Annotated in this window: 19 protein-coding genes and 2 tRNA genes; 3 read left to right on the top strand and 18 right to left on the bottom strand. The window is 53.6% G+C overall.

Annotated elements, in window-relative coordinates:
• Positions 1 to 14: 14 nt before the first annotated feature.
• The 18 genes from Q4E64_RS07910 to Q4E64_RS07825 all read right to left on the bottom strand — a co-directional run bounded on the left by Q4E64_RS07910 (position 15) and on the right by Q4E64_RS07825 (position 21,224).
• A complete protein-coding gene (locus Q4E64_RS07910; protein ID WP_303167285.1) occupies positions 15 to 650 on the bottom strand; it encodes a sigma-70 family RNA polymerase sigma factor in 636 nt (211 codons plus the stop codon).
• Between the two features lie 36 nt (positions 651 to 686).
• Positions 687 to 4,976, bottom strand: a complete 4,290-nt coding sequence (locus tag Q4E64_RS07905; protein WP_303167284.1) for a translocation/assembly module TamB domain-containing protein — start codon at positions 4,974 to 4,976, stop codon at positions 687 to 689.
• A 235-nt stretch (positions 4,977 to 5,211) separates the two neighbouring features.
• Complete coding sequence (locus tag Q4E64_RS07900) at positions 5,212 to 6,669, bottom strand: TolC family protein (RefSeq protein WP_303167283.1); 1,458 nt, start codon at positions 6,667 to 6,669, stop codon at positions 5,212 to 5,214.
• A gap of 122 nt (positions 6,670 to 6,791) precedes the next feature.
• Positions 6,792 to 8,060: an MlaD family protein gene (locus Q4E64_RS07895; RefSeq protein WP_303167282.1), complete on the bottom strand. Its 1,269-nt coding sequence runs from the start codon at positions 8,058 to 8,060 to the stop codon at positions 6,792 to 6,794.
• A complete protein-coding gene (locus tag Q4E64_RS07890; RefSeq protein ID WP_368501548.1) occupies positions 8,047 to 8,802 on the bottom strand; it encodes an ABC transporter ATP-binding protein in 756 nt (251 codons plus the stop codon). Before Q4E64_RS07890 ends, Q4E64_RS07895 begins: the two co-directional genes overlap by 14 nt.
• 30 nt (positions 8,803 to 8,832) lie before the next feature.
• On the bottom strand, positions 8,833 to 9,603 hold the full coding sequence (locus tag Q4E64_RS07885; protein WP_303167278.1) for an ABC transporter permease: 771 nt from the start codon (positions 9,601 to 9,603) through the stop codon (positions 8,833 to 8,835).
• A 79-nt stretch (positions 9,604 to 9,682) separates the two neighbouring features.
• On the bottom strand, positions 9,683 to 11,344 hold the full coding sequence (locus tag Q4E64_RS07880) for a SpoIVB peptidase S55 domain-containing protein (RefSeq protein WP_303167276.1): 1,662 nt from the start codon (positions 11,342 to 11,344) through the stop codon (positions 9,683 to 9,685).
• A 162-nt stretch (positions 11,345 to 11,506) separates the two neighbouring features.
• Positions 11,507 to 12,895 carry a phosphodiester glycosidase family protein gene (locus Q4E64_RS07875; RefSeq protein ID WP_303167274.1) on the bottom strand — a complete coding sequence of 463 codons (1,389 nt, stop codon included), beginning with the start codon at positions 12,893 to 12,895 and terminating at the stop codon, positions 11,507 to 11,509.
• Between the two features lie 107 nt (positions 12,896 to 13,002).
• Positions 13,003 to 14,028 carry a rod shape-determining protein gene (locus Q4E64_RS07870; protein WP_303167272.1) on the bottom strand — a complete coding sequence of 342 codons (1,026 nt, stop codon included), beginning with the start codon at positions 14,026 to 14,028 and terminating at the stop codon, positions 13,003 to 13,005.
• A 38-nt stretch (positions 14,029 to 14,066) separates the two neighbouring features.
• Positions 14,067 to 15,329, bottom strand: coding sequence for a UDP-N-acetylglucosamine 1-carboxyvinyltransferase (gene murA, locus Q4E64_RS07865; RefSeq protein ID WP_303167270.1), 1,263 nt, complete (start codon positions 15,327 to 15,329; stop codon positions 14,067 to 14,069).
• Positions 15,330 to 15,445: 116 nt separating this feature from the next.
• On the bottom strand, positions 15,446 to 15,631 hold the full coding sequence (locus Q4E64_RS07860; RefSeq protein WP_303167269.1) for a hypothetical protein: 186 nt from the start codon (positions 15,629 to 15,631) through the stop codon (positions 15,446 to 15,448).
• A gap of 157 nt (positions 15,632 to 15,788) precedes the next feature.
• A tRNA-Leu gene (locus Q4E64_RS07855) sits at positions 15,789 to 15,874 on the bottom strand.
• 31 nt (positions 15,875 to 15,905) lie between these two features.
• Positions 15,906 to 15,991: transfer RNA gene (locus Q4E64_RS07850), tRNA-Leu, on the bottom strand.
• Positions 15,992 to 16,066: 75 nt separating this feature from the next.
• Complete coding sequence (locus Q4E64_RS07845) at positions 16,067 to 16,681, bottom strand: lytic transglycosylase domain-containing protein (RefSeq protein ID WP_303167268.1); 615 nt, start codon at positions 16,679 to 16,681, stop codon at positions 16,067 to 16,069.
• Positions 16,671 to 17,279, bottom strand: coding sequence for a dephospho-CoA kinase (gene coaE, locus Q4E64_RS07840; protein WP_303167267.1), 609 nt, complete (start codon positions 17,277 to 17,279; stop codon positions 16,671 to 16,673). Before coaE ends, Q4E64_RS07845 begins: the two co-directional genes overlap by 11 nt.
• A gap of 9 nt (positions 17,280 to 17,288) precedes the next feature.
• On the bottom strand, positions 17,289 to 18,110 hold the full coding sequence (gene mutM, locus Q4E64_RS07835; RefSeq protein ID WP_303167266.1) for a bifunctional DNA-formamidopyrimidine glycosylase/DNA-(apurinic or apyrimidinic site) lyase: 822 nt from the start codon (positions 18,108 to 18,110) through the stop codon (positions 17,289 to 17,291).
• Positions 18,111 to 18,126: 16 nt separating this feature from the next.
• Positions 18,127 to 20,724, bottom strand: coding sequence for a DNA polymerase I (polA, locus tag Q4E64_RS07830; RefSeq protein ID WP_303167265.1), 2,598 nt, complete (start codon positions 20,722 to 20,724; stop codon positions 18,127 to 18,129).
• Positions 20,725 to 20,789: 65 nt separating this feature from the next.
• Positions 20,790 to 21,224 (bottom strand): hypothetical protein, encoded by a 435-nt coding sequence (locus Q4E64_RS07825; RefSeq protein ID WP_303167263.1) that lies wholly within the window; start codon positions 21,222 to 21,224, stop codon positions 20,790 to 20,792.
• A 227-nt stretch (positions 21,225 to 21,451) separates the two neighbouring features.
• Between Q4E64_RS07825 and Q4E64_RS07820 the strand changes: the two genes are divergently transcribed.
• From Q4E64_RS07820 to Q4E64_RS07810, 3 genes are read left to right on the top strand one after another with little or no spacing between them, the layout of a single operon-like run.
• Positions 21,452 to 22,441 (top strand): energy-coupling factor ABC transporter permease, encoded by a 990-nt coding sequence (locus Q4E64_RS07820; RefSeq protein ID WP_303167261.1) that lies wholly within the window; start codon positions 21,452 to 21,454, stop codon positions 22,439 to 22,441.
• A complete protein-coding gene (locus Q4E64_RS07815) occupies positions 22,434 to 23,246 on the top strand; it encodes an energy-coupling factor transporter transmembrane protein EcfT (RefSeq protein ID WP_303167259.1) in 813 nt (270 codons plus the stop codon). The genes Q4E64_RS07820 and Q4E64_RS07815 overlap by 8 nt, the downstream gene beginning before the upstream one ends.
• Positions 23,243 to 23,977: an energy-coupling factor ABC transporter ATP-binding protein gene (locus tag Q4E64_RS07810; RefSeq protein WP_303167257.1), complete on the top strand. Its 735-nt coding sequence runs from the start codon at positions 23,243 to 23,245 to the stop codon at positions 23,975 to 23,977. The genes Q4E64_RS07815 and Q4E64_RS07810 overlap by 4 nt, the downstream gene beginning before the upstream one ends.
• Positions 23,978 to 24,012 lie beyond the last annotated feature (35 nt).

Below are 24,012 nucleotides of genomic sequence, written 5' to 3'. Positions count from 1 at the left end.
ATACTAATGTCGCTTTATTCCTTATTAAAATCGTGCATAAAGCGCGACAGCATACCGCGGATACGGCGCACCCCCTGCTTCTGCAGACGGTACACATGCCCCAGGCTGACGTCGATAGCCTCGGCCACAGCCTGCGCGGGCCTGTCCTCCAGATACATGCCCTGCAGCACCTGCTGCTCCTTGGCAGGCAGGCGGTCCATAGCCTGAGCCACTTTTTCCTGCAGCAGCTTGCGCTCGGCCAGCTCCGTAGGCGAAGCCAGCGCAGACGGCAGCGCGTCGCTTAAAGTAAAGCCCTGACCAATATCGCTGTCCAGATACAGAAGCCCCTTATCCGAGCTGCGGCGCAGATAATCCACCATGCTGCCTTTAATGCGGTAGGTAGCAAACAGGCTGAAGGCTACCTGGCGCTTATAATCGTAATTTTCCGCCGCCTCCAGCAGCCCGACCATACCTTCCTGAATAAGCTCCAGCGTTTCTGCCTCCGGCAGCTTAAAGCCGACGGCCAGCTTAAAGACCAACGGCTGATAAGCCGTCATCAAACGCTGGTGCGCCGCAAAATCGCCCGCCGCTGAACGCTCCCACAAAGCGCGTTCCTCCTGCGGCTCCAGCAGCGGCGTTTTACGCAGCTCCTCCAAATAGCTTTGCAGCATGCTTCCACCTCCCCTCTTACTCGTTATCTGACATAATTAAAAGCTGATTTTATATTCCAGGCCATACCAGTCTTCCGTATCCGACATATCGTAGCTGCGGGAATACGTGATATTGAAATGCCTGCTAATATCGTACTGCCCGAAAACGCTTCTGTCAAGAGCGTCAAAGCTGGTTGTGTAGCCTATCATCAATTTATCGTTCAAATATTTACTTACCAACACGTTGTACTGGTTGCGCTCGTCCGGCGTAAGCTCCTGATTGCGGTCTTTAGAGCTTTCAAAGCCGATACCGGAACGTACCTTGCCCGTATAAATGCGGAACTGGTCCAATCCCAGAGTCTGCTTAACCAATGTTTCCACGTCGCCCAGCACCGTCATTTGCAGGCCCACGGTCATCAGGTTATTCATATCCTCGGAGGTAACCTCGTTACTGCCCGCCGTATCGCGCTGCAGCGTCAGCATTCTGATAATGGTATTTCGCTCCATGGGCGGGTCGCTCTGCAGCTGCAAATCCATATTTTCCACGGGTCCGTTAATCTTCATAAAGATATTATAACGGCTGAACCGCGCCGTGCTTTCCAAATTGACGTTAGGCAGGAAGCTTCCCGGCTCAATCCAGTTCAGGCTTGCCTTATTCAGCTTAAAGTCGGTTCGCAGGTAAGTAACGCTTCCCTTATCAGCCTGAATCGTTCCGTCGATACGCGGATAGTTGCTGCTGCCTTTAATATGAATGCCGCCGCCCAGCCAGATATCGTATAAATAGCTATTATACAAATGAATTTTACGTCCTAAATCCACGCGCATATCAAGGCCGATATTGCTTTCTCCTTCGCCCAGCTCCGGAATAGTCGGCATATTTACCAGCACGTCGTCCAAACGCACGCTGCCCTTAACCAAAGGACGATAAGCCAATGGGGGCGGCGCGTTATTGCTGCGCGGCTTACTAAAGTCGCGGTATTTTTGCGGCTCGATAGTCACGTCGCTGTTAATGCGCCCGGTAAATATCTGGGAGGCAATTTCCGCATCCTTAGCCATAATATGCAGGCTATAGCCGGTATCTATGGACGTATTCAGCGCGTAGCTGCCCTCGGCAGACAGCGTACCCTTACCCAATTTAGTGGAAAGGTCGCGCAGCAGCACCGTATTGCCGTTAAAATCTACATCCAGATTGATATTTTCCAGCACCGTATCTATATATTTCAGCTTCATCGCGCCTTCGGTAATTTTCAAAGAGCCAAAGAGCAAGGGCTCCTCCAGAGTACCGGCCAACCGCACCTGTCCCTGGGTATCGCCCACGCCCCATTCCACCATTTGGGTCATGGCCGGCAAAATTCCCATACGCGCCTCGTTTAAATCCGCAATAATATTCATCTGCGCATGCGGATTGCGGCGCTGATCCCGCGAGCGGAACAAATCCAACGGAATATCGCCCTCGGCCTTAACGCCGTAGACATCCTTGACGGCGGAAAATTGCTGTAAATTGATATTATCATCCTTCAGCGACAGCATGGCCGTCAAACGGTCTATACTTACTCCGGCTATCGAGCCGTTGACTATTTCCAGAGAGCCTGTTCCCTGAGGCTCGTCGATCGTGCCGCCCAGCTTTACCGTCATATCCATTTCGCCCTTAATTTCCGGCGGATCTTTCATGACCGCCGTCACAATCGCCGGGTTAGCCTTAACTGAGGACAACGACATATCCATGCCTTTCCTGCGCAAGTCTATGCGTCCGTCGGCTACAATCACCCCGCGGTCGGTCACATTCTGCTGCTCCTGCAGCTTAACATTATCAAAGGTTACGATACCATTTTGCAAATGCCCGTTAAAGTTCATATGGGCATAATTCAGCTCGTGAATTTTAACGTCGTCAGCATTAACGGCGATGCTGGTGCCGCTGCCCTTGCCCTGCGGATTAAAGCTCAGCTCGCCCTGCATTTGCCCGTTAATATCGTAATCCTGCCGCGCCATACGCAGCAAACCGCCAATATCGCCCCAAGCCATCAGCACCTTGCCCTGTACAAAGCGCTGCACGGTATCGATATTGATATCGGCGCTGTAAATGCCATAGTTAAGCGGGTCGTCCTTATACGGCTGCTTAAACGATACCTGAAAAAGATTTTTTTCTTTAGCGTTGCTGTCCAGCGTACCCTGAAGCTCGGACAGCGCCTCGCCGTTAATATAAATTTTTTCGCTGGCGATATCGCCCTCAAACGTAGGACTGCTCAGCATGCCGCCCAAATGCCCTTTGGCGTCCAGCAAACCGTCTAAATCCACAGTTTCGTCTTTAATGGGCAGATGCGCCAAATCCACATTCTTGGCGTCCATATTGAAATCCAGACGCTGATCCGCCGTCATTACACCGTCCAGCTTAATGCTGGCCAGGAAGGCTTGAACGAGGAAATTGTGCAACTCCAGCCTGCCGTTCTCATAAATATAGCGCCCCGATACGCTGTTAAACAGCTGACTGGCCGCGCTGCCGTCCGTAGCGTGTACCTCGCCGTACACCGACGGATGGCTGACCGTGCCGCTGAGCTGCATAATATTATCCAAATTGCCCGTTACCGAAGCGTCAGGAGCCAAAAGCTGCATAATGGGTTCGATACGCACGCCCTGGGTTTCCAGGGACAGCTCGAAGGCAGGCTCCTCGCCTCGCAAATCTATGCTGCCGTCCAGCAAATGCTTGCCCTGCTCCATATTGGCTACCAGATTTTTAATCGTCAGCACATTATCCTTCAAGCTGATAAAGCCGTGAGCCTCGTCAATCTTCTGCTTCAAAAATTCGGCCTGCGTCAGCTGCACCATGCCGGAAAATTCCGGAGCCGTCAGCTTGCCGCCGATGGCAAAGCCCGTGGAGCACAAGCCGCTGGCCTCCTGCCCCGCCGCGATATCCAGCAAGGGATTTACAGGGAAGTCCGCCATACGCCCTTTTAGCTCCAGCGTGCCATCCTTAGCTACGCTGCCGCTGACCGCCAGACTACCGTTATTGCCGGCAAAAGCGCTGAAATGGTCTATTGTCAGCCCTGCTTCGTTCAGCGCGCCGTCCAGCGCCATTTTATTGATTGCCAGACTGCGCCAGCGCAAATCCAGCGTATCCGCCGCCGCATGCAACTGCACTTTATCCTGCAAATTTTTCGCCAGCACCGCTAGTTTAGCGTTAACGTGAACGTCGTCCGCAGGCCTGTCAGGTATTTGATGAGTAATATTTTGCAGCTGAACGTCGGCTGTCAGCGCCTGCTCCTTAATGCTGTAGGCGCCGTTAGCCTTTATGCTGCCGCCGCCATATTCCGTCTGGAAGCCGTCTAAAATAATATTCTCTTTATCGGCGCGGAAGGGCAGACGCAGCTTAGCCACGGTATAGCCGCCATAGGCCAATTTTTCAGCCCTCACTACGCCCTCGCCCTGAGGCGCTTCGATATCGCTCAGGTCAGCCTCGCCCTCCAGGAGCAGCTGCTGTCCGTCCACGCCCACGTCAAGGCCATTGACCGACACCACATTATCGCTGGCGCGCAGCAAACCGTTCAGCGCTACCTTATGTTTTTCGTTCGCCGCCGATACTTCGGCCTGCAGGCCAGCTAAAGCGACCTCGCCGGAAAATCTCTGCCCGCCGTTTTCGTTGACGTACAAAACGGCTAACTTGCCCAGCCCGCCCTGCAAATTGTCCAAACCGGCGTAGCGTTTCGCCAAAGCGCCATAAGCCGCCAACGCCAGCTTATCGCCCTTCACTTGCAAACGGCCTTCGCCCTTGGCAGTCATCAAACCGCTGACAGCCAACCTGTCCGCACCGCTGGTCAGCTGCATATCCACGCCAAATTTAGGATTAGCGCCGCCGTTCAGCGTGCCGTCCACGCCAAAATCCCATTGCCCCTCAGGCGTCGCCACCTGCAGGCTGCCGTCGGTAATTTCCAATAAGCCATAGAAAGGCGTTTCCTCCGAATCAGAAGGCTTGAGCAAGTGCTGCATATTCCATTGCTCGCTATCATTCATCACCAGATAAGCCTTCGGCCGCATCAGCTCTATTTTGCTGACGGCCCGCGCTCCCTTATCCAGCGCCAGCCACGGACGCACATGCACGATAGTGCGCGGCAGCTCGGCTACCGTGCCGCCGTTAGCGTCCCTTATCACCACATTATCAATCTCTGCGCTCAAGCCGCCGTTCCATGTCAGCTCGCCGATGGATACGCTGCCGTTGATATAATCGTCGGCCATAGTCTCGGCCTGCGGCACCAGCTGCCGCAAATAGGAGGGCATCACCGTATGCACCAGAAAAATATAACCTGCGCTGAGCAGCACTATTAAAAAACCTATGAATCTAAAATACTTTTTCATCTGCCCCACCAGCCGTTATTATCAAAATCTTTCGCGCCGTAACCACGCGGCGCGCTCCGCCAGACGTCGGCGGAAAGTTCATGTAAGCTTATAGCTAGACTTATATTAGTTCGACACGCAAGCGCGTCTTCCTCTTTCTTTCCAATTATTTCACAAATACTACTAAACAGGGCAAAAAATTAACTGGCAAAACCAGTGTCTTGCCAGTTATAAGCTTATCTCATTCAGCGCGTTTTTATTTTGCTTCCTTATCGGCTTCAGCGTCCGCCGGTTGGTCCGCAGCCTTAGCGTCAACGGCAACCTTCGCCTTGGGCGCTTCTACCGTCACCTTCGTCGGGAACGCCATGGGCACGCCGATAGAAGTTTCCAAATCGGTCTTGGAGGTATTGTAATCGTACAAAGCCTTCAGATAGTTAGTCTTAGCCGTGGTCAAAGCCACCTGCGCGTCCAGCACGTCGGTATTGGTGCCAACGCCGTTCATGTAGCGCAGCTGGGCGATACGGTAATCCTCGTCCGCCTGGTCCACAGCCAGATGCGTAGCGTCAATACGCTTTTCAGCCTCGCGCAGGCTCAAATAATTAGTACGCACGTCCAGATTTACCGAATCCACAGTGTTGCGATACGTTTCATGCGCTTTCGCCAAATCGGCTTCCGCGCCGTGAATCTGCGAATTGGTTACGCCGGTATCGAACACATTCAAATTGACGGTTACGCCCACAGCCCAGTTGCCGTTCTCGTCGCCGGGCCAGTTAGTGTTGTTCCAGTTTTGGCTGGCGCTGGCCGTTACCTGCGGCATATGCCCGGCGATAGCCACGCGCAGCGCGCCCTTGGCGGCTTCTACATTCTGCTTGGCCTGCTCGATATCCGGGCGGTGCGTAGAAGCATAATCCAAGCAATAAGCCAAATCTTTGTCATAAGGAGTATAAACTAAAATATTATCCAGCTTGAGCTGCGTATCCATGGGCAGACCCACGATTTTATTCAAGTTGGCTTCGGCGATTTGATAATTGTTTTCGTACTGAATCAGGGTCTGCTTGGCGTTAGCCAATTCCACCTGGCTGCGCAGCACGTCGACCTTGGCGACAACGCCGACATCGTATTGCGCTTCGACGTTTTTCAGATGGTCGGCCAGCTGCTCCACGGATTCGCGTCCCAAATCTTGCATATTGCCGGCCTGCAGCATATCGAAATAACCGTTGGTTACGGTGGAGCGCATATCGTTGTACGCCTTTTGCACGCCTTCTACCGTATACAGGTAGTTGGCCTTGGCCTGTTTAATCGTACCGCTCAGCCTACCGCCGGTGTAAATAGGCAGCGTAGCCGTAAGCGTATTAGAATGCGTATTACCAATCCTTTTACCCAAATTTTGTCGAGGAATATAGGTATTAGCGTTTTTATCTACAGCAACCCATCCACCTTGAGAATATTGGTTATCGTCATAACCGCCGCGCTGCGTGCTGTGGTTAGCCGTAATGGTAATACCGCGGCTTTGGCGGGCGGCGTTGTAATTAGCGCGCGCACTGTCGCGTTCATACCCGGCGATAGTAATCGCGGGGTTGGTATTGAAGGCTCGCTCCATAGCGTCCTGCAAGTTCAGCTCCACGGTTTCACCGGCAAAAGCGGATTGGCACAGCAGCAAAGATACGGCAGCCGACAAAGTCAGCAATCGTTTACTTAATTTATGTCTACTCATCGATAAACCTCCATTTCATTCTGACTAATCAGTCAGTATAAAGAAATTATATTTTTTTTCTTTTAAAATGTCAAATGAAATTTCTGTAAACCTCCACAGTATGCGCCTCTACCGCTGCAAGCTTAAAAATAAGTTCTTACGCCCATATAGGTATCGCGCTTGCTGCCGCGCACATCCATGGTCTCGCCGTACAGGGAAAAGCTGTCGGTCAGGCGCAGCTCGCCGCCCACGCGCACCTTAGCGTCGTCAAAATCATAGAGCTGGGAATACAGCTTAAAATCGCGGCCCACGTCGTAGCTCAAGCCCACGCCGAACTCGCCCTGCATAGCTCCCATGCTGACGCCAGCGTTGCCCAGCTGCCGCCCGACGATAAAGTCGAACTTATTGGCTTCGCCGATATCGTAACCGCCCATATAAACGAAGGCTTCGTTGCCGGGCCGCAGCGTTACGCCCAAATTGCCGCGCCAGTCGCCGCCCTTGGCGGCATAACCGGCATCCGCCGAAATCTTGGCTTCCGTCAGCGTGCCTAAAATTTTATTGGCTTTAGCGCTGGTTTCCTTAACATTAACCAACGTATCTTTTAAGGACTGCTGCGTCACCGGATCCTGCGCAACTGATTCCAGCATCTGCACAATGTTTTCCATGCGTTCGCTGGTCTGCTCTATATTAGCGACAATCGCAGCGATGTTACGCCCGGTCTGCCCGTTATTATCCACGCCGTCCATAATACTTTCAATATGCGATACCGTGCCGTTCATATGCTGGCTCAACTCGCTCATCTGCTGTATCATGCGGCTGATATCCTGCTGGTTGGCCACAGCGACGTCGGCCATTACCTTAGTAAAGGTATTCATATTCTCGCTGATATCACGCATATTTTTAAAGCCGTCCTTCATGGACTCCTGTACTTCCTTGTCGCCGAAGATGTTTTCAAACGCGCCGGCGATATTTTCCAAACGAGTAACCAAATCGCCGGAATTAGCGAAGAACTCGTCCATACCGCCGCCGGGTACGCCCTTAATCGTACTGCCTTCGGTAATAAAGCCCTGCCCCATTTTGAGCGGCGGCGCTACGTTCACGTATTTTTCGCCCATGATGCCGTCCGCAGCGATGCTGAATACGGAGCCTTGGGGAATTTTAATATTATCGTCTATTTCAGCAATAACCTCAACCTTATCGGGCGCTACCTTCAGTTCCTTTACCGTGCCCACCTGTACGCCGGCATAACGCACTACATGGCCGGGCATCAGGCCGCTGACCTGCGGATAATCGATGCGCAGCTCATAGCCCTTTTTGCCGAAGGAAAACGCTCCCATAAAGGTAATGATGCCTGCCAGCACCACTGCGCCGCCTAAGGCGAATGCGCCTACTTTAACCTCACTGCTGCCCATCTATATCCTCCTCTTTCCGTTCCAGTCCATTAATAAAGGCATGCACAACCGGATTACTGCTGTTTTTAATCTCATCCACTGTGCCAAGCTGCACTATCCTGCCCTTGTAAAGCATAGCTATGCGGTCGGCCGCCGAATAAGCCGAAGCCATATCGTGCGTCACTAAAACCGACGTCACCCCCAGCTGCCGCTGCGTCTTGCGTATCAGCCTGCTGATGGTCATGGTCATTACCGGGTCCAGTCCCGACGTGGGCTCGTCGTAAAGAACTATCTGCGGCTCCACCGCCAGCGCCCGCGCCAGGCCCACGCGCTTTTTCATACCGCCGGATAATTCCGACGGCAGCAGCCTTTGCGTATCCGGCATGCCCACCATCTGCAAAAGCTCGCTCACCCGCTTAGCTATTTCTTCTTCCGGCAGGCGCAGCTGCCGCCGCAGCCCGAACGCCACATTATCGCCTACATTAAGAAAATCGAACAGCGCGGAATATTGAAAGACAACGCCCATACGCTTGCGCAGCGCGTCCCATTGCTCCTCGTCAAAACCGCTGGTTTCCTGCCCGTCGATAACTACGCTGCCGCTATTAGGAGACAGCAGCCCCGTCAGCACCTTGATAACCGTGCTTTTACCGGTACCGGAGGGGCCTATGATGGCCAGCGTTTCTCCGGCATAAACGTCCAAATCCATATTATCGAGGACGACCTTGTCCCCAAAAGCAATTTTCAGTTGGCGAATTTTAATCATCGGTTCTTCATTCTGCACAGCGCCAACTCCTTATACATAAATCACGATGGATAAGAAATAATTGAAAATAAAAATCAAAATGATGGAAAGCACTACGGACGCCGTGGTCGCCAGGCCTACGCCCTCCGCGCCGTTGGGCGCGTTGAGCCCTTTGTAACAGCCCACGATGGCGATAATCGCGCCGAAGAAGCAGCTTTTAACCATGCCGCCGAACACGTCGTAAAATTCCGCCAGCGTCCTGATAGAGTTTTCATAAGTAAAGGTACCGATGCCCGCATAATAGTGAGCCACAATCCAGCCGCCGATATTGCCGATAAAATTGGCGAAGATAACCAATACCGGCATCATCAGCACCACGGCCAAAAAGCGCGGCACCACCAAAAAGCTTATAGGATTAGCCGCCATAACGCGCAAAGCGTCTATCTGCTCCGTAACCTTCATTGTGCCCAGCTCCGCCGCAATGGCTGCGCCAATGCGCCCCGCCACGACGACGCCAACTAAAACTGGCACCAGCTCGCGGGCCATAGCGATGGCAACGATGCCGCCTACGGTGGAAGCGGCGCCTAAGCGCACAAACTCTTTAGCCGTCTGCACGGAAAACACCATGCCCGTACACATAATGGTCATCAGCACAATGGGCAGGGAATCGGCTCCCAAAAGAGCCATCTGCCTCACTACCTCTTTCATATCCGCGTCCTTTAACCGGCGCAGGGTCGCTATAAAAAGCAGCGTCAGCCTGCCGCTGGCAGCGCAAAAATCCAATATTCGTTTACCCAGAGCTCTACAAATTGCTTGCAGCATATGCGTAACCTTCTACTTCCGCTTTTGTTATACTAATTATACTAAAAAAATATGACATTTATATGGCACAGAGAAAATTTTATTTACTTACCTCTAAAACAATCTCCTCTTCGCCGTCAATGATAAAATCAAAGGGATATTTCTGCTTAAAGGGCGATCCCTGCAACAGCCCGGCCAGCCCCGCGTCGTTCTGCATCATTTCGGGGTTCATCTGGCCGGTGGCGACGTCGATAATCAGCTCGTTATTTTTATCGGCGTTATTGACGCTCTTGACAAAATCGCCTAAGGTACGGCGCTTTTCCTTCTTCTGCTGCGCCGCGGGCACGCCCTCCTCCTGCTGTTTGCGCAGAAGGTTCATAACCCAGGCCATGCTGCTGCCGCCGCGCACATTCAGCGCTAAACGGCCGCCCGGATGATCCTTGGGCACCTTAAAATATACCGTTTTGGTAAATTCTGCGCCGCGGTAAGGCTTCATTACCACCTCAACAGCAGCTTTATCGCCGGGCTTTACGTTTTTATTGGCAGCCCTCACGCTCTGGATTTCGGCCACCTGCACCTGGTCGCTGACCTCGGCTTCCACGGTAATGCCGTAAATATTTACCGGCTCAAATTTATTCTGCATTAAAATAGTGACCGCTTCCGTCAGCTCCACATTCACATTTTTTAGCAGCGAATCGCTAGAATAAAACATGTTTTCCCTGTCGATGCGCAACATCTGCTTCTTACTGTCCACGCCTGTAATGCTGAAATGCAGCTTAGCCGTACCGCCGCCGTTGCGGTCCACAGCCTTGCTCAGCGTATTGATAACGGCGGCGTCCACAATGGTGGGCACCAGCATTTCATCCTCCACCAGCCGCACGCGAACGCTGGTCCCCTGGCCGCGGCTGCTGTCGTTGACCGTAACGAATAAGGGTATCGTTTTGGGCTGCGCTCCCTGCTTACCGCCAATACCGCTGGCGCGGTCCTGGGTAAAGCTGCCCACAGCCTCGCCCATATTACCCACCTTATAGCTGCTCTGCATATTAGGCACTACGCCCAGCACCCAAACCTTGTTCATAAAGAAATTGCTGTCGCCCCGCTGCATAAAGGGATGCCCGAAAGCCAGCACCCGTCCGGAGTCGTCCGTCCAGGTAACGGTTCCCATAGCGCCAAGGGTCAAATCGCCCTGCATAAGCGAAGCCCCCACCGCGCTGCCCGGCTGCAAAGCTCCCGAAGCAACGGCACTCGTACCGCCGCTGCCAACAGCGTCCATCCCCAAGGGTTTAAGCTTTTCCTGCAAATATGCCAGACCGTAATCCGTAAAGCCGCCCGCTAAAAGCGACGTACCCGCAGGCAGCCAGCTCGCAGGCAGCGGACGCGGCTTATCCAGCAAAGGCAGCATACTGCCGATAGGCGTCAAAAAACAATAATGAGGGTCGTTAAAGGTGCGGCCAAAAGCCACCGCGCCTACTAAACGCCCGTCAACATACACGGGGCTGCCGCTCATCCCCTGAGCTACGCCGCCGGTCTTTTCAATTAAGTCGCCATAAAGGCGCGCAAAAATACTGTAGCCTGCGGCTTCGCTGCCGCTGACGCCCAAAATTTCCACGTTAAAATCTTCAATAGTATCGCCGCTGATAACGGTTTTGCCCACGCCCTGCATTCCCGGCCGCAAATCGCGCACGGGCATCAGGGGAACATTGGCAGCCGCTGCCGCCAGCATCTGGCAGCACAGCAGTAAGGCTATCACAAAAATCTTCATATAAACTCCTATATACCGCAAAACCGGCGGGATGCACCTCGCCGGTATTTGATACGCGTCCCAGCGTTAAGCGCCGCAACGCTTGCCTTCTGTAGTGATTAGCTACGCTTTGATAATCTGCTTTAATTATACAGCCATCCGCAGTTTTTGACAAGCATTTCACTATTTTGTAAACAATCCCAAGCCAATGCTGACGCTGCGTTCCTTGCCGTCGGACGGCTTATTAACCACCTGCCCGTTAATAGCCATGACGCTGCTGCCGCCGCCGTCAAAATTCACGGCGTCCCGCGCGCCCAGGCGCAGCATATAGGTGGCAAGCTCCGCCAGCGTCAGCCCGGCAGAATTATTATTGCGCCCGTCCACTACCACCAAAAGCAGCGTGCCGTCCTTCTTCACGCCCACTGCGGTACGCGGCGCCTTGCCCTTGGCAATATCGGGGGCAATGTTTTCCTCCTGCACCCGCACCTTCACGCGCCCGCGCTCCACTAAAAGCGGACCGCCGCTGACCACGGTGGCTGCTGCGTCGGCGGCGGCGCTGCCAAGGCCTTCCGTCAGTTCCACCCTATCGCCTACGCGCAGGGAAGCCAAAGCCGCAGCATTAACGCCATGACCGGAAACAATCACGCTGCCTGGCGTAATCGGCATATTGCCCGCAGTGGATACGGCTGTGACGCGATTATCAGTCAGCTTCACCTCGCGGCCAAAGCCGTTAGTTTTAGTTGTGGGCGCGTAATAGCTGTTGTACAGCACTAAATCGTCGGCAATATGCGCCCGGTTCATGCCCTTAATATGCAGCACGCTGCCGTTGGGCAGGCGCAGGCTGCCGGTATAGCCGATATCGGCCAGCACGTCGGTCGCGCCGTTCGTTACGATAATGCCGCTGCGGGGCTGCTCGTCCATGGCCATCATCAAGCCCTGATTTTTAATCGTACCGATTACCCAGCCGTCGCTGTCAAAATAAGACGCGTTAATAGCCGCCAGCATTTTTTGGTTCGCAGCCTGTCGCGAAACCAAGCCCCGTCCGTTATAGGTTCCTGCCGCCGAAAAGGGCAACAGTCTGTATTTAGCCTTCGGCGCTACCTCTACCGCATAAGCCTGAATCTGCCGTCCGTTCATCTCGTCCTGCAAATAGCTGTAGGTCACGCCCTCGGCCAGCTTTTTGCTTTGCTTCACTATATTGATGCGAAAAATATCCACCACCAGACGGTGAGAATCCTGCAGTTGGTAAATCTTATATTGGCAGTCCTTTTTCAAATCGATAAGCAGTCTGGCGGAGCTCTTGCCAGCAGGCTCCAGACGCACGCTCTTGATAGAGCCGTCGTTAAGCTTCGGCTGTTGCTTCTTCGCCGTACTCTGCGGCAGCTCTATTGCCAGCCGTAAATTATTTTTATCCGCCTTATAAGCGATGGGCTCCTTACTGTCCAGTACAATACGCACACGCGCCGGACTGACGCTGGTGCGCAAATTATTGACAGGCGCGGCGTAAGCCAGGGACGCCAATCCTAATAAAACGCAGGCCAAAGCGCTGCTGAAAAACTTTCTCACTTGCATATAAGCCTCCCTGCTCTGTTAAAGCTGCCCTGCGCAAAAATAAAAGAAAGGCTCCCCAATACGGGGAGCTTTTTCCGCACAGCGCCCTGCGGCGCCGACAGCTTCCTTTAAATATCCAGATTAGAAACGGTATAAACAGTACCGGGGTGCAGCTTATCCAAATTTTCCAAAGCCTTGCCCGTACCTAAGGCTACGCACTCCAATGGGTCGTCGGCAATATGAGTGGTGATACCGGTTTCCTTCTGCAGCACCTCTGCCAGACCGTCCAGCAGCGCGCCGCCGCCGGTCAGATAAATACCGTTGTCCACAATATCGGAGGCCAGCTCCGGCGGGCATTTTTCCAATACGCTGCGCACCGTAGCGATTAAGGAAGCGATAGAATCCTCCAAAGCCAGGCGGCAATCCTCGCTGGTCACGCTGAAGGTCGTAGGCAGGCCGGTCACAAGGTCGCGCCCGCGCACGGTAATGGACTCGCTGCGCCCATGGGGCGATACGGTAGCCACCTTCATTTTAATTTCTTCGGCAGTACGCTCGCCGATAGACACATTATGCACCTTTTTTACATAGCGCACGATAGCGTCGTCAAAATGGTCGCCGCCGATGCGGATGGAAGAATCCACCACAATACCGCCCAGGCTCAAAACGGCTATGTCCGTAGTCCCGCCGCCGATATCCACAACCATATTGCCGCGCGGCACGGAAATATCGATGCCTGCGCCTAAAGCGGCGGCCAAAGGCTCTTCGATCAAATAGGTTTTAGCCGCGCCGCCATTGGAAGTCGCCTCCATTACGGCGCGCTTCTCTACGGAAGTAATGCCGATGGGCACGCAGGTCATAACGCGGGGCTTAAAGAAAAGGCTTTTTCCCGCCACCTTTTCGATAACGTAGGTTAATAATTTCTGGGTCACAGTATAATTGGCGATAACGCCTTCCTTCAACGGGCGAATGGCCTCGATGCTGCCGGGCGCGCGTCCCAGCATTTCACGGGCGTCTTCGCCCACGGCCAGCACCTTATTGCGCACCTTATCGATAGCCACTACGCTGGGCTCCTTCAAAACTACGCCCTTACCCTTCACAAACACAAGGATATTAGCCGTGCCAAGGTCAATGCCTATATCCATACTTTTAAACATTTTCTTTCTCCTGTCCTTTTCCGCTCTCCGGTCAGAGCTTAATCCACATTAACGCGCTCAATTTCGGCGCCCAGATTTGTCAGCTTTTCTACAATGTTCTCATAACCGCGGTCGATATGGTGCAGGTCGCCGATACGGGTAACTCCCTCGGCCACCAGACCTGCCAAAATCATCGCCGCTCCGGCGCGCAGATCGGTAGCGCGCACATCGCAGCCCGTCAGCTGGCGGGGTCCCTCGATAACGGCGCTGCGGCCTTCGGTAGAAATATTAGCGCCCATGCGGTTCAACTCCACCACATGCATAAAGCGATTCTCAAAAACTGTTTCCGTCACCTTGCTGCGGCCCTCGGCAATAACCATCATGGCCATCATCTGCGCCTGCATATCCGTGGGGAAGCCAGGATAGGGCAGCGTTTTAACGGACACGGCCTTCAATGGCAGCCTGCCCACTACGCGCACCTTATCGATATCCTCTTCCACCAATGCGCCTGCCTCGCGCAGCTTGGCAATCAGCGGCTTCTGGTGCTCCGGCAGCACATTCTCCACCACTACGTCGCCGCCGGTCATAGCTGCGGCAATCATATAGGTCCCCGCTTCAATGCGGTCGGGAATAATCGTATAATCCGTGCCGTGAAGCTCCTTAACGCCCTCGATACGAATAGTATCGGTACCCGCGCCGCGTATTTTAGCGCCCATCTTATTCAGATAGTTAGCCAAAGCCACAATTTCCGGCTCCTCCGCCGCATTTTCCAAAATAGTGGTGCCTTCGGCCAGGGACGCCGCCATCAAGATATTTTCCGTAGCGCCCACGCTGGGGAAATCGAAATAAATGCTCGTTCCCTTCAGGCCATTGGGAGCGCTGGCTTCAATATAGCCATGCCCCTGCTCGATCTTCACGCCCAAAGCTTCGAAGCCCTTCAAATGAATATCGATAGGACGCGCGCCGATAGCGCAGCCGCCGGGCATGGAAATCCGCGCCTTGCCGATACGCGCCAGCAAGGAACCCATTACCAAAAAGGAGGCGCGCATAGTGCGCACCAGCTCATAGGGAGCCTCGTAAGCCGTAATCGTTCTGCTGTCTATATCAAGGGAGTTGGGCTGGTTGCAGGCAACGGATAAGCCCAGGCACCTCAAAACCTCGCTGATCGTATGCACATCCTCCAGCATAGGCACCTCGTCCAAATGACTGGGCGTCGTACCTAAAATAGAGGCCGCAATAATGGGAAGCACAGCGTTTTTCGCACCACTGGTCTTGACCGTACCAACAAGACGAGTACCGCCCTTCACAATTAACTTTTCCAAAATAATCCTCCTGTATGTGCGAAGCTACAATAATTTCTTGTAAGCAACATTCTATCATTGCCGCAGGTAATATTTCAATACCAGCGGCAAAGAAAAAGCCGGCAGTTGCTTCCGGCTTAGAAATTGATCCGCTGGCGGTCTGCAAGGATATTATAATAAGTTTCTTTTTCCATCAGCTCGCGGCGAATTGCCTGCCTCGCCGTTTCGTCTGCACATTCGGCCAGACGCTGACGCAAAAACGCAATGTCCTGCTTGAGCAGCAGCATTTTATTGCCTGCCAGACTTTCTACAATATCAGCCATCCTACAGCCCTCCTTTTACACTTATAGAATACTATAAGCACGAGCTTTATGCAAGAAAAAAATCGTTGACAGCTTTCCCAAAACGTCTACCTGCATACAAAAAAGACGCTGTACAATAATGCACAACGCCTTACAAAGCCTTATCTTATGGTATTTTTGGTGCGGTCGATGGGATTTGAACCCATACGAGGTCTCCCTCACTACCCCCTCAAAGTAGCGTGTCTGCCGTTCCACCACGACCGCGTCTTTGGAGTAAAACCTGCGAATAAAAAAATGGTGCGGTAGAGAGGATTTGAACCTCCACGGGGTTGCCCCCACTAGCTCCTGAGGCTAGCGCGTCTGCCGTTCCGCCACTACCGCATTCTTTATTCTTTTGCTGCCGTCATAAGCAACATAGATATAATAGCACAAAGAATGCTGCTTGTCAACAGCTATTTAGCGCACTTTATCCTTATACAGCAAATAATATTTATCCCTGTCCTGCAGCACCCGGCTTACATATTCCCGCGTATCGGGGAAGGGTATAGCCTTAATATCATTAAAATCGTAATCCCAGCCGGCCTTTTCCATCCACTCGTGGGTCTGCCCGCGTCCGGCGTTATAGGCGATCATCACTAGGGTCATATTGTTCTTAAATTCATGCTCCAGTTCGCCTAAATACCAGCAGCCCATGCGGATATTCGTTTTCGTCTGGTACAAATCGCTGTCCTTATACTCATCCAAGCCCATCTGCTCGGCTATCCAGCGTCCTGTTTCCGGCATAATCTGCATCAAGCCTACGGCCCCCACGCCTGAAACCGCCTTATGCTCAAAATTGCTTTCATTTTTGATAATGGCCGCTACCAGAAAGGGGTCCACCTTATTTTTGCGGCTGTAGGTCACTATATCCTGCTGATAGTCCCACATGTAGACAAAACGCATCTGTACCGCGTCGCTGTTCCACACGCGCCAGCAGCTCCAAAGCACTACCAGCACGGCTACTCCCAGCGCCAGCCAGGGACGCCAGTCCAGCCTGCGGCGACGGTGTCTGCTTCTGCGTCTAACGCTCACTGCCGTCACCTAAAAGCTTAGCCAGCTCTTTATGTACGGCGGCAATAGTCTGCTCCAGACTGCCGCTGTTGTCCAGCACTACGTCGGCATATTGCTTCTTTTCAGCCAATGGCATCTGCGCTTCAATGCGGGCGGTCACTTCTTCTTCCGTCATACCGCTGCGCAGCATGGCCCGCTCTATCTGCTGGCGGCGGCTCACGGCCACCAGCCACACGCAGTCCACCTGCTTGTGCCAGCCGGTTTCGATAAGCAGCGGCACGTCCAGCACCGCTGCCTGCCGCTTGGCGTCGCGGCAGTCCTGCAAAAAGCTTTCGGCTCTTTGCCAAACTATTTTATGAATAATATTTTCCAGCGTCTTTAAAGCCTGCTTATCGTGAAAAACCAGCTCCGACACCTTAGCTCTGTCCAGCTCGCCCGCAGCTGTAAGATAGCCGCTGCCAAAGGCCTGCGCTACCAATGCCAGTCCTTCGCTGCCCTTATTTACGGCGCTGCGCGCCTCCGCGTCGGCGTCGAACACCGGCACGTCCATTTTACGCAGCTCTGCCGATACCGTACTTTTTCCGGAGGCTATGCCTCCCGTTAATCCGATAATAATCATATTATGCTCCTATTTTTGGCATTGGGCGCAATACACAGTGCCTCGTCCGCCCACCTTAGTTGTGCTCAACGCCTGACCGCAGCTTTTACAGGGCTTGCCGCCGCGCCCATAAACCAGCAGATGATTTTGGTTATCGCCCTTATTGCCTTCGCCGTCCTTATAATCGCGGAAGGTAGTGCCGCGATTTTTTATTCCTTGGGCGATAACTGCATTAACCGCCGCGCATAAAGCGTCTATCTCCTGCCGCGTCAGCGTGTTAGCCGCACGCATGGGCAAAATGCCTGACAACGCCAGGCATTCGTCGGCGTAAATATTACCCAGCCCCGCGATAATGCGCTGATCTAAAATAAAGCTTTTGACGGCCTTGCGGCTCTTCTGCGCCAAGGGAGCCAGATAATCCGGCGTAAAGCCTGCGCTCAAGGGCTCCGGACCCAGCGTTTCGTAGCCTTCGATATAGGTATCGCCGTTAGTGACTAAATACAGCGTGCCGAAGGTACGAATATCCGTGAACCACATAGTTACTCCATCCGTCAGCATAAATTTTATTTTGGCATAAGCAGGCTCCGGCGCGTCGCTGCTTTGAGCAAGCAGCGCTCCCGTCATGCGCAGATGCACGATGAGCCGCTGCTCCTTATCCGTCGTCAGCACCAAATATTTACCTTTACGCCCCACATGGCTGATGGTTTTGCCCAACAATCCTTCCACAAATTTTTGCGGGCTGGGGTACTTAATCAATCTGTCCAAATACACCTCAACGGCGGTAATGGTTTTCCCTTCTATATGCGGAGCCAGCGTTTTCCTGACCTGCTCCACTTCAGGCATTTCCGGCATAATCCATCTCCTTTGCTTATTTTGTTTCAGCCCAGTTGACGCCGAAATTAACCTCGGCCAGCAAGGGTATCTCCAAGGAGGCGGCTCCCTCCATCGCAGTGCGCACCAGCTCTGCCACCTGCTCCTTTTCGTCGTTGACTACTTCGAGCACCAGCTCGTCGTGTACCTGCAAAAGAATACGGCTGCGGCAGCCTGCCTGCGCCAAAGCCTGCGCTACGGCAATCATCGCCCGCTTCATAATATCGGCCGCCGTCCCCTGGATGGGCGTGTTGATGGCTGTGCGCTCGGCAAAGCTGCGCAGGTTGAAATTACTGTGGTTAATATCCGGCAGATAGCGGCGGCGTCCCATGAGCGTGCTGACGTAGCCCTGCTCCTTAGCCTTCGCTACGATACTTTCCATATATTGCTTAACGCCTGTATAGCGGGCAAAATAGTTTTCAATATAGCCTGCGGCCTCCTTGCGGGATACCTGCAGCTGATTGGCCAGGCCAAAATCGCTGATACCGTAAACAATTCCGAAATTAACCGCCTTGGCGCGGCCGCGCATCTCGCTCGTCACTTGCTCCAGCGGTACGCCAAAAACCTCTGCCGCCGTGCGGGCATGAACGTCCTGCCCATGGCGGAAGGATTCCAGCAGCAGCCTGTCCTGAGCGATGCAGGCCAGAATCCGCAGCTCCACCTGGGAATAATCGCAGCTCATCAGGCAGTCAAAGCCTGTCCCCGGCACAAAAATACGGCGAATCTGCTTACCCTCCTCTGTGCGCGTAGGTATATTCTGCAAATTGGGGTCGGTGCTGGACAAACGCCCCGTCACCGTTACCGTCTGCTGAAAATGCGTATGGATACGTCCGGTTTTATTATTCACTAAAGGCTTTAGCCCTTCCAGGTAGGTCGACTGCAGCTTCGTAAGCTTGCGGTATTCCAAAATGGTGCCGATTAAGGGATGCTTGCCCTCCAAGGCTTCCAGTACCTTGACGTCCGTGGAATAGCCCGTTTTCGTCTTTTTGACAACCGGCAGCTGCAAGTGCTCGAACAGCACCACGCCCAGCTGCTTAGTGGATTTCAAATTAAAGCTTTCGCCTGCCTGCTCCTCGGCCAGACGCTCTAAGCGGTTTATCCTGAAACCCATATCCTCGTTAAGCTGGCTCAGCAGCTCCATATCCGGCGTAATACCGTAATATTCCATCTGCGCCAGCACCGCCGTCAGGGGCAGCTCCAGCTCCTCGTACAGCTTAACCTGCTCCCGCTGCGCCAGCTCCTGCCGTAGCGGCACTAAAAGCTGCGCCAGATTTTCGCTGTCGTTGGACAAAATATTATTTAAGTAACGCTTACTCAAATCGGCCAAGGCGTAGGAGCTGTGGCCCGGGTCGGCAACATAGGCAGCTAAGGCCGCGTCGTCCGCAATGCCCTGCGCTTTCACGCCGCGGCACAGGCAGCATTTATACAGCTCCTTGCTGTCCACAGTCTGTTTGCGGCAGCTGCCGTCGGCCAGCCACTGGTCAAACTGCGGCCAGCAGCCGCTGCCTGCGTCCAGCACATACACCGTATCCTCTAAAAGTATTTCCGCTTTGGTAAAATACAGCTCCGGCAGAGTACCCGCTATCTGCGCTACAACTGGCGCCGCAGCTTTCGCCTGCCGCAAAGCGGCAAATAAATTTTCCGCCTGCTCCGCAGTCTTAACCAAGACCACTGGCGCAGATTCCTGCTCTACCGTTTCGCCGAACAAATCGAAGCTATGCTGCTCGCCGCCCAAAACGGCGGCAAAGCGCTCGTACATATTGCGGAATTCCAAATCCTGCAAAAGGGTGCGGGCTTCCTCCTTGATGGGGCCCAGCTCATAATTAGCCACGCTGCTGTCCACAGGCGCGTCGGTGCAGATGGTCGCCAGCCTTTGGGACAACAGAGCCGACTCCTTATTAGCTTCCAGCTTGGCCTTCAGCGCTTTGGCCGTTACTTTATCGGTGTTCGCCAGCACGTTAGCCACCGTGCCGTATTCTTTAATCAGCTTCAGCGCCGTCTTAGGCCCCACGCCGGGCACGCCGGGAATATTATCCGACGTATCGCCCATCAGGCCCTTCAGCTCGATGAGCTGCTTAGGCTCCAGGCCTTCGTAAGCTGCGGCAAATTCCGCCTCGTCAAATATCTGGATATCGCTGATGCCGCGCTTGGTATAATAAACCCTGGTGCGCTTATCCACCAGCTGCAGCTCGTCCCGGTCGCCGGTAACGATAATGACCTCCACGTCCTGGGGCGCATGCACGGCAAAGGTGCCGATAATATCGTCAGCCTCGTAATTATCCAGCTCCAGTGTGTGAATGCCCAGACTGTCCAAAACCCTCATAGCTAAAGGGAACTGTTCGGACAGCTCGCTGGGCGTAGGCTTGCGCTGCCCCTTATAAGCTGCGTACATTTCCGTGCGGAAGGTTTTGCGCGATTTATCGAAGGCTACCGCCATATAGCGGGGCTGCACCTCGTCCATAAGCTTGAGCAGCATATTGCACAGGCCGTAAACCGCGCCCGTGTGTACGCCCTGACGGTTCATCAAGGGCGGCAGCGCAAAAAACGCCCTGTGAATCAGGCTGCTGCCGTCAATTATCAAAAACTTATCTGCCATAACTTCTCTCCTATAAAAAGTTAGCAGCGCCGCTTAGCGCTGCCAACCGTTTTGCTATTATCGGCTTACTGCTGTCCCGCTTGCTGTTGTCCTGCGGGTTCTTCCTGCTGCGGAAGTCCAAGAGTAAAATCTTTCAGCAACGGTTTTTCGCCGTTGACAACAAAAACGTAAACGAAGCGGGCGGTGGGGATCTTTTCCGAAACTACCTGATAAATTAACACATCCGCGTCATCCAGCTTTTGGATAATGCGTAAGCGGTTAGTAGTCAGCTTGCCAAAGGTCTTGGCTATCTGTTCCTGCATATTGGCGTAGACCGTTTCGTTCCAATTTTGCTGCATATCGGCGCTCATCAACGAGCTTACGGCTTTATAATCGCCGCCGCTGATAAATTTTTCGGCGATAGCCTCCTCCGCGTCTAAAACCTTGCCGTTTGCCGCGCTGCAAACGGCGCTTACTGCCAGCATCATAACCGTTACAGCCAGCATAAATATTTTTTTCATGGAATATTCCTCCTCAAGCCTTCTTGAAAAACAGCCTGTCGCTCAGGCTATCGACTATGCTTTTATTATAATCTTTTACGCGGCGGCAGGCAAGCAATAGCGTTCATTCTTTACATATTTTTCAGTCTTATCCCCCCTATTGACTTAAAGCGCGTTCAAGGTGCTATAATGAGCCCAAATAAAAGCGATTGGCTCAACCAACGCCTGATTAAAGGAGGAAACTCATCATGCATATGGCAGACGCTTTAGTAAATCCCGCAGTAGCCGGCACGATGTATGTCGCCAGCGCCGCAGTTGCCGCTTATTCTATCAAAAAGGTGCGTCAGGAAAACGACGCGCGTAAAATTCCGCTCATGGGTATCATGGGCGCGTTCGTCTTCGCCGCGCAAATGCTCAATTTTACTATCCCCGGCACGGGCAGCAGCGGGCATCTTTGCGGCGGCTTGCTTTTAGCCGCGCTCTTAGGCCCTTACGCCGCCTTCTTGACGATGATCGCTATTTTAACAATCCAGTGCCTGCTCTTCGCCGACGGCGGCCTGCTGGCATTGGGCTGCAATATCTGGAATATGGCGTTTTACGGTTGCTTTATCGGTTACTTCGGCGTTTGGCAGCCGTTACTGCGCAGCGGCGCGAGCAAAGCGAAAATCATCGCCGCCTCCGTTCTGGGCTCCGTCCTCACGCTGCAGCTCGGCTCTTTAAGCGTAGCCGTCGAAACTACGCTGTCCGGCATTACGGAACTGCCCTTCGGCGTCTTTGCCGTTACCATGCAGTCCATCCATCTCGCGATAGGCGCGGTGGAAGGCATGATAATCGCCTGCGTCCTGCTCTTTATCTACGACGCCCGGCCTGAGCTTATCGATAAGAATAACGCTGCGGCGGCGCGCTTTTCCTACAAAAAAACCTTGGCCGCCCTGGCTGCCGCGGCATTTTTATTCGGCGGCGCGTTTTCCCTCGCCGCCAGCGAAAATCCAGACGGTCTGGAATGGTCGCTGGGTCAAGTCGCCGGTACGGAAGAACTTGACGCCGACAGCCCCGCGCACGCGCAAGCGGCGGCTATTCAGGAAGCAATCGCTTTATTGCCCGATTATGCTTTTAAGGATTCGGATTCCGCTTACGGCACAGTTTTTTCCGGCGTGTTCGGCAGCGCCGTCGTAATTTTGGTAGGAGTAGGAGCCTGCGTTATCGGCAAATTCTTCCGCCATCAAAAATATGAATAAATTATCCGTTTCCCTTAGCGAAATTTATGCTTTAGAAAATCTGGCGCGGCGCAAGTTGTGGATAAACGAGCTGCATCCACTGCCCAAGCTCATCGTTACCATAACGTACATCGCCGCCTTAACCGGCGTCGCCAAATACGATGTGGGCGGCGTTCTCGTCATGGGCGTTTACCTCGCAATAGCTTTTGGGCTAAGCGACCTTTCCTTGGCGAAAGCATTGCGCCGTATGCGATTGGTTTTGCCGCTGGTTTGCTGCCTCGGCCTCGCCAACCCGCTTTTAGACGGCAATCGGATAATGCTCGGCGCTTTTTCGTTCAGCGCCGGCTGGCTGTCCCTGCTGACGCTGGCGTGCAAGGGCGTCTTCGCCGTACTCGCCTCCTACCAGCTCATCGCTACTACGCCGATTGACAAAATCTGCGCCGCTCTGCGCGCAGTGCGCGTACCGCAAATTTTAGTCGTCCAAATTCTGCTCACCTACCGTTACGTCGTCCTGCTGCTCAAGCAGGCTAATAATATTTCCCAGGCTTACAGCCTGCGCGCGCCCAGACAAAAGGGGCTGCACTTTAAAGTCTGGGGTTCGCTGCTCGGCCAGCTGCTATTGCGCAGCTTCGACCGTGCCGACGCGTTGTACGGCAGCATGTTGCTGCGTGGCTTTCGCGGCGAATATTATTATGCTGCGTCCGCGGCTAAACCGCGCCTGCGGGAAGTTGCCTATCTTGTAGCTATGGCGGCGTTGATTTTAATTTTGCGCTGTTTACCTGCCATCAAGGCTGTCGGCGCAAGCTTAACCGGAGGATTACCATGAACGAGACCTGCATTGAGCTGAAAAACGTCAGCTTCGCCTACGACAATAATACCATCCTGCAAAATATTTCCCTGCGGATAGATAAAGGCGAAGCCGTCGGCCTCGTAGGGGCTAACGGCGTGGGCAAGTCCACGCTGCTGAATTTACTGGTCGGCCTGCGCGGCGGGTTCGGCGGCAGCGCCACCGTCGCCGGGCTGCCGCTTACGGACGCTAACCTGCCCGATATCCGCGCCAAAGCCGGTTATGTCTTGCAGGATTCCGACAGCCAGTTATTCATGTCCACCGTCTTTGAGGATATCGCCTTCGCGCCTCGCAATTACGGCCTGCCTGCTACAGAAGTAGAGCAAAGGGTAACGCAGGCTCTCGAACTGGTAGGGATACCGCAGCTGCGCGACAAGCAGATTTTTAAAATGTCCGGCGGCGAAAAAAAGCTGGTCGCTATCGCCACCGTCCTCGCCATGCGCCCGGAAATTATTTTAATGGACGAACCCTCCATAGCGCTGGACCCACGCAACAGGAAAAATTTAATTCGCTTGCTGAATTCCTTTCCCCAGCTTAAAATCATCGCTTCGCACGATCTCGATCTCATTCTCGATACCTGTCCCCGCACCGTGCTGCTGCATCAGCGGCGAATAGTTTACGACGGCCCAACCGCCGCTATCCTCGCCAATCAGGAGCTGCTGCAGGCTTACGGGCTGGAGCTTCCGCTCTCCCTGCAGCGGCAAAAATAAAAGCAGACGCGCAAAGGCCGTACCCCAAGCGAGGG

This window comes from Phascolarctobacterium sp. (assembly GCF_030531065.1).
GTDB lineage: Bacteria > Bacillota > Negativicutes > Acidaminococcales > Acidaminococcaceae > Phascolarctobacterium_A.
Note: the sequence above shows the minus strand (reverse complement) of the source record. Positions and strands in the feature narration are given on the sequence as shown.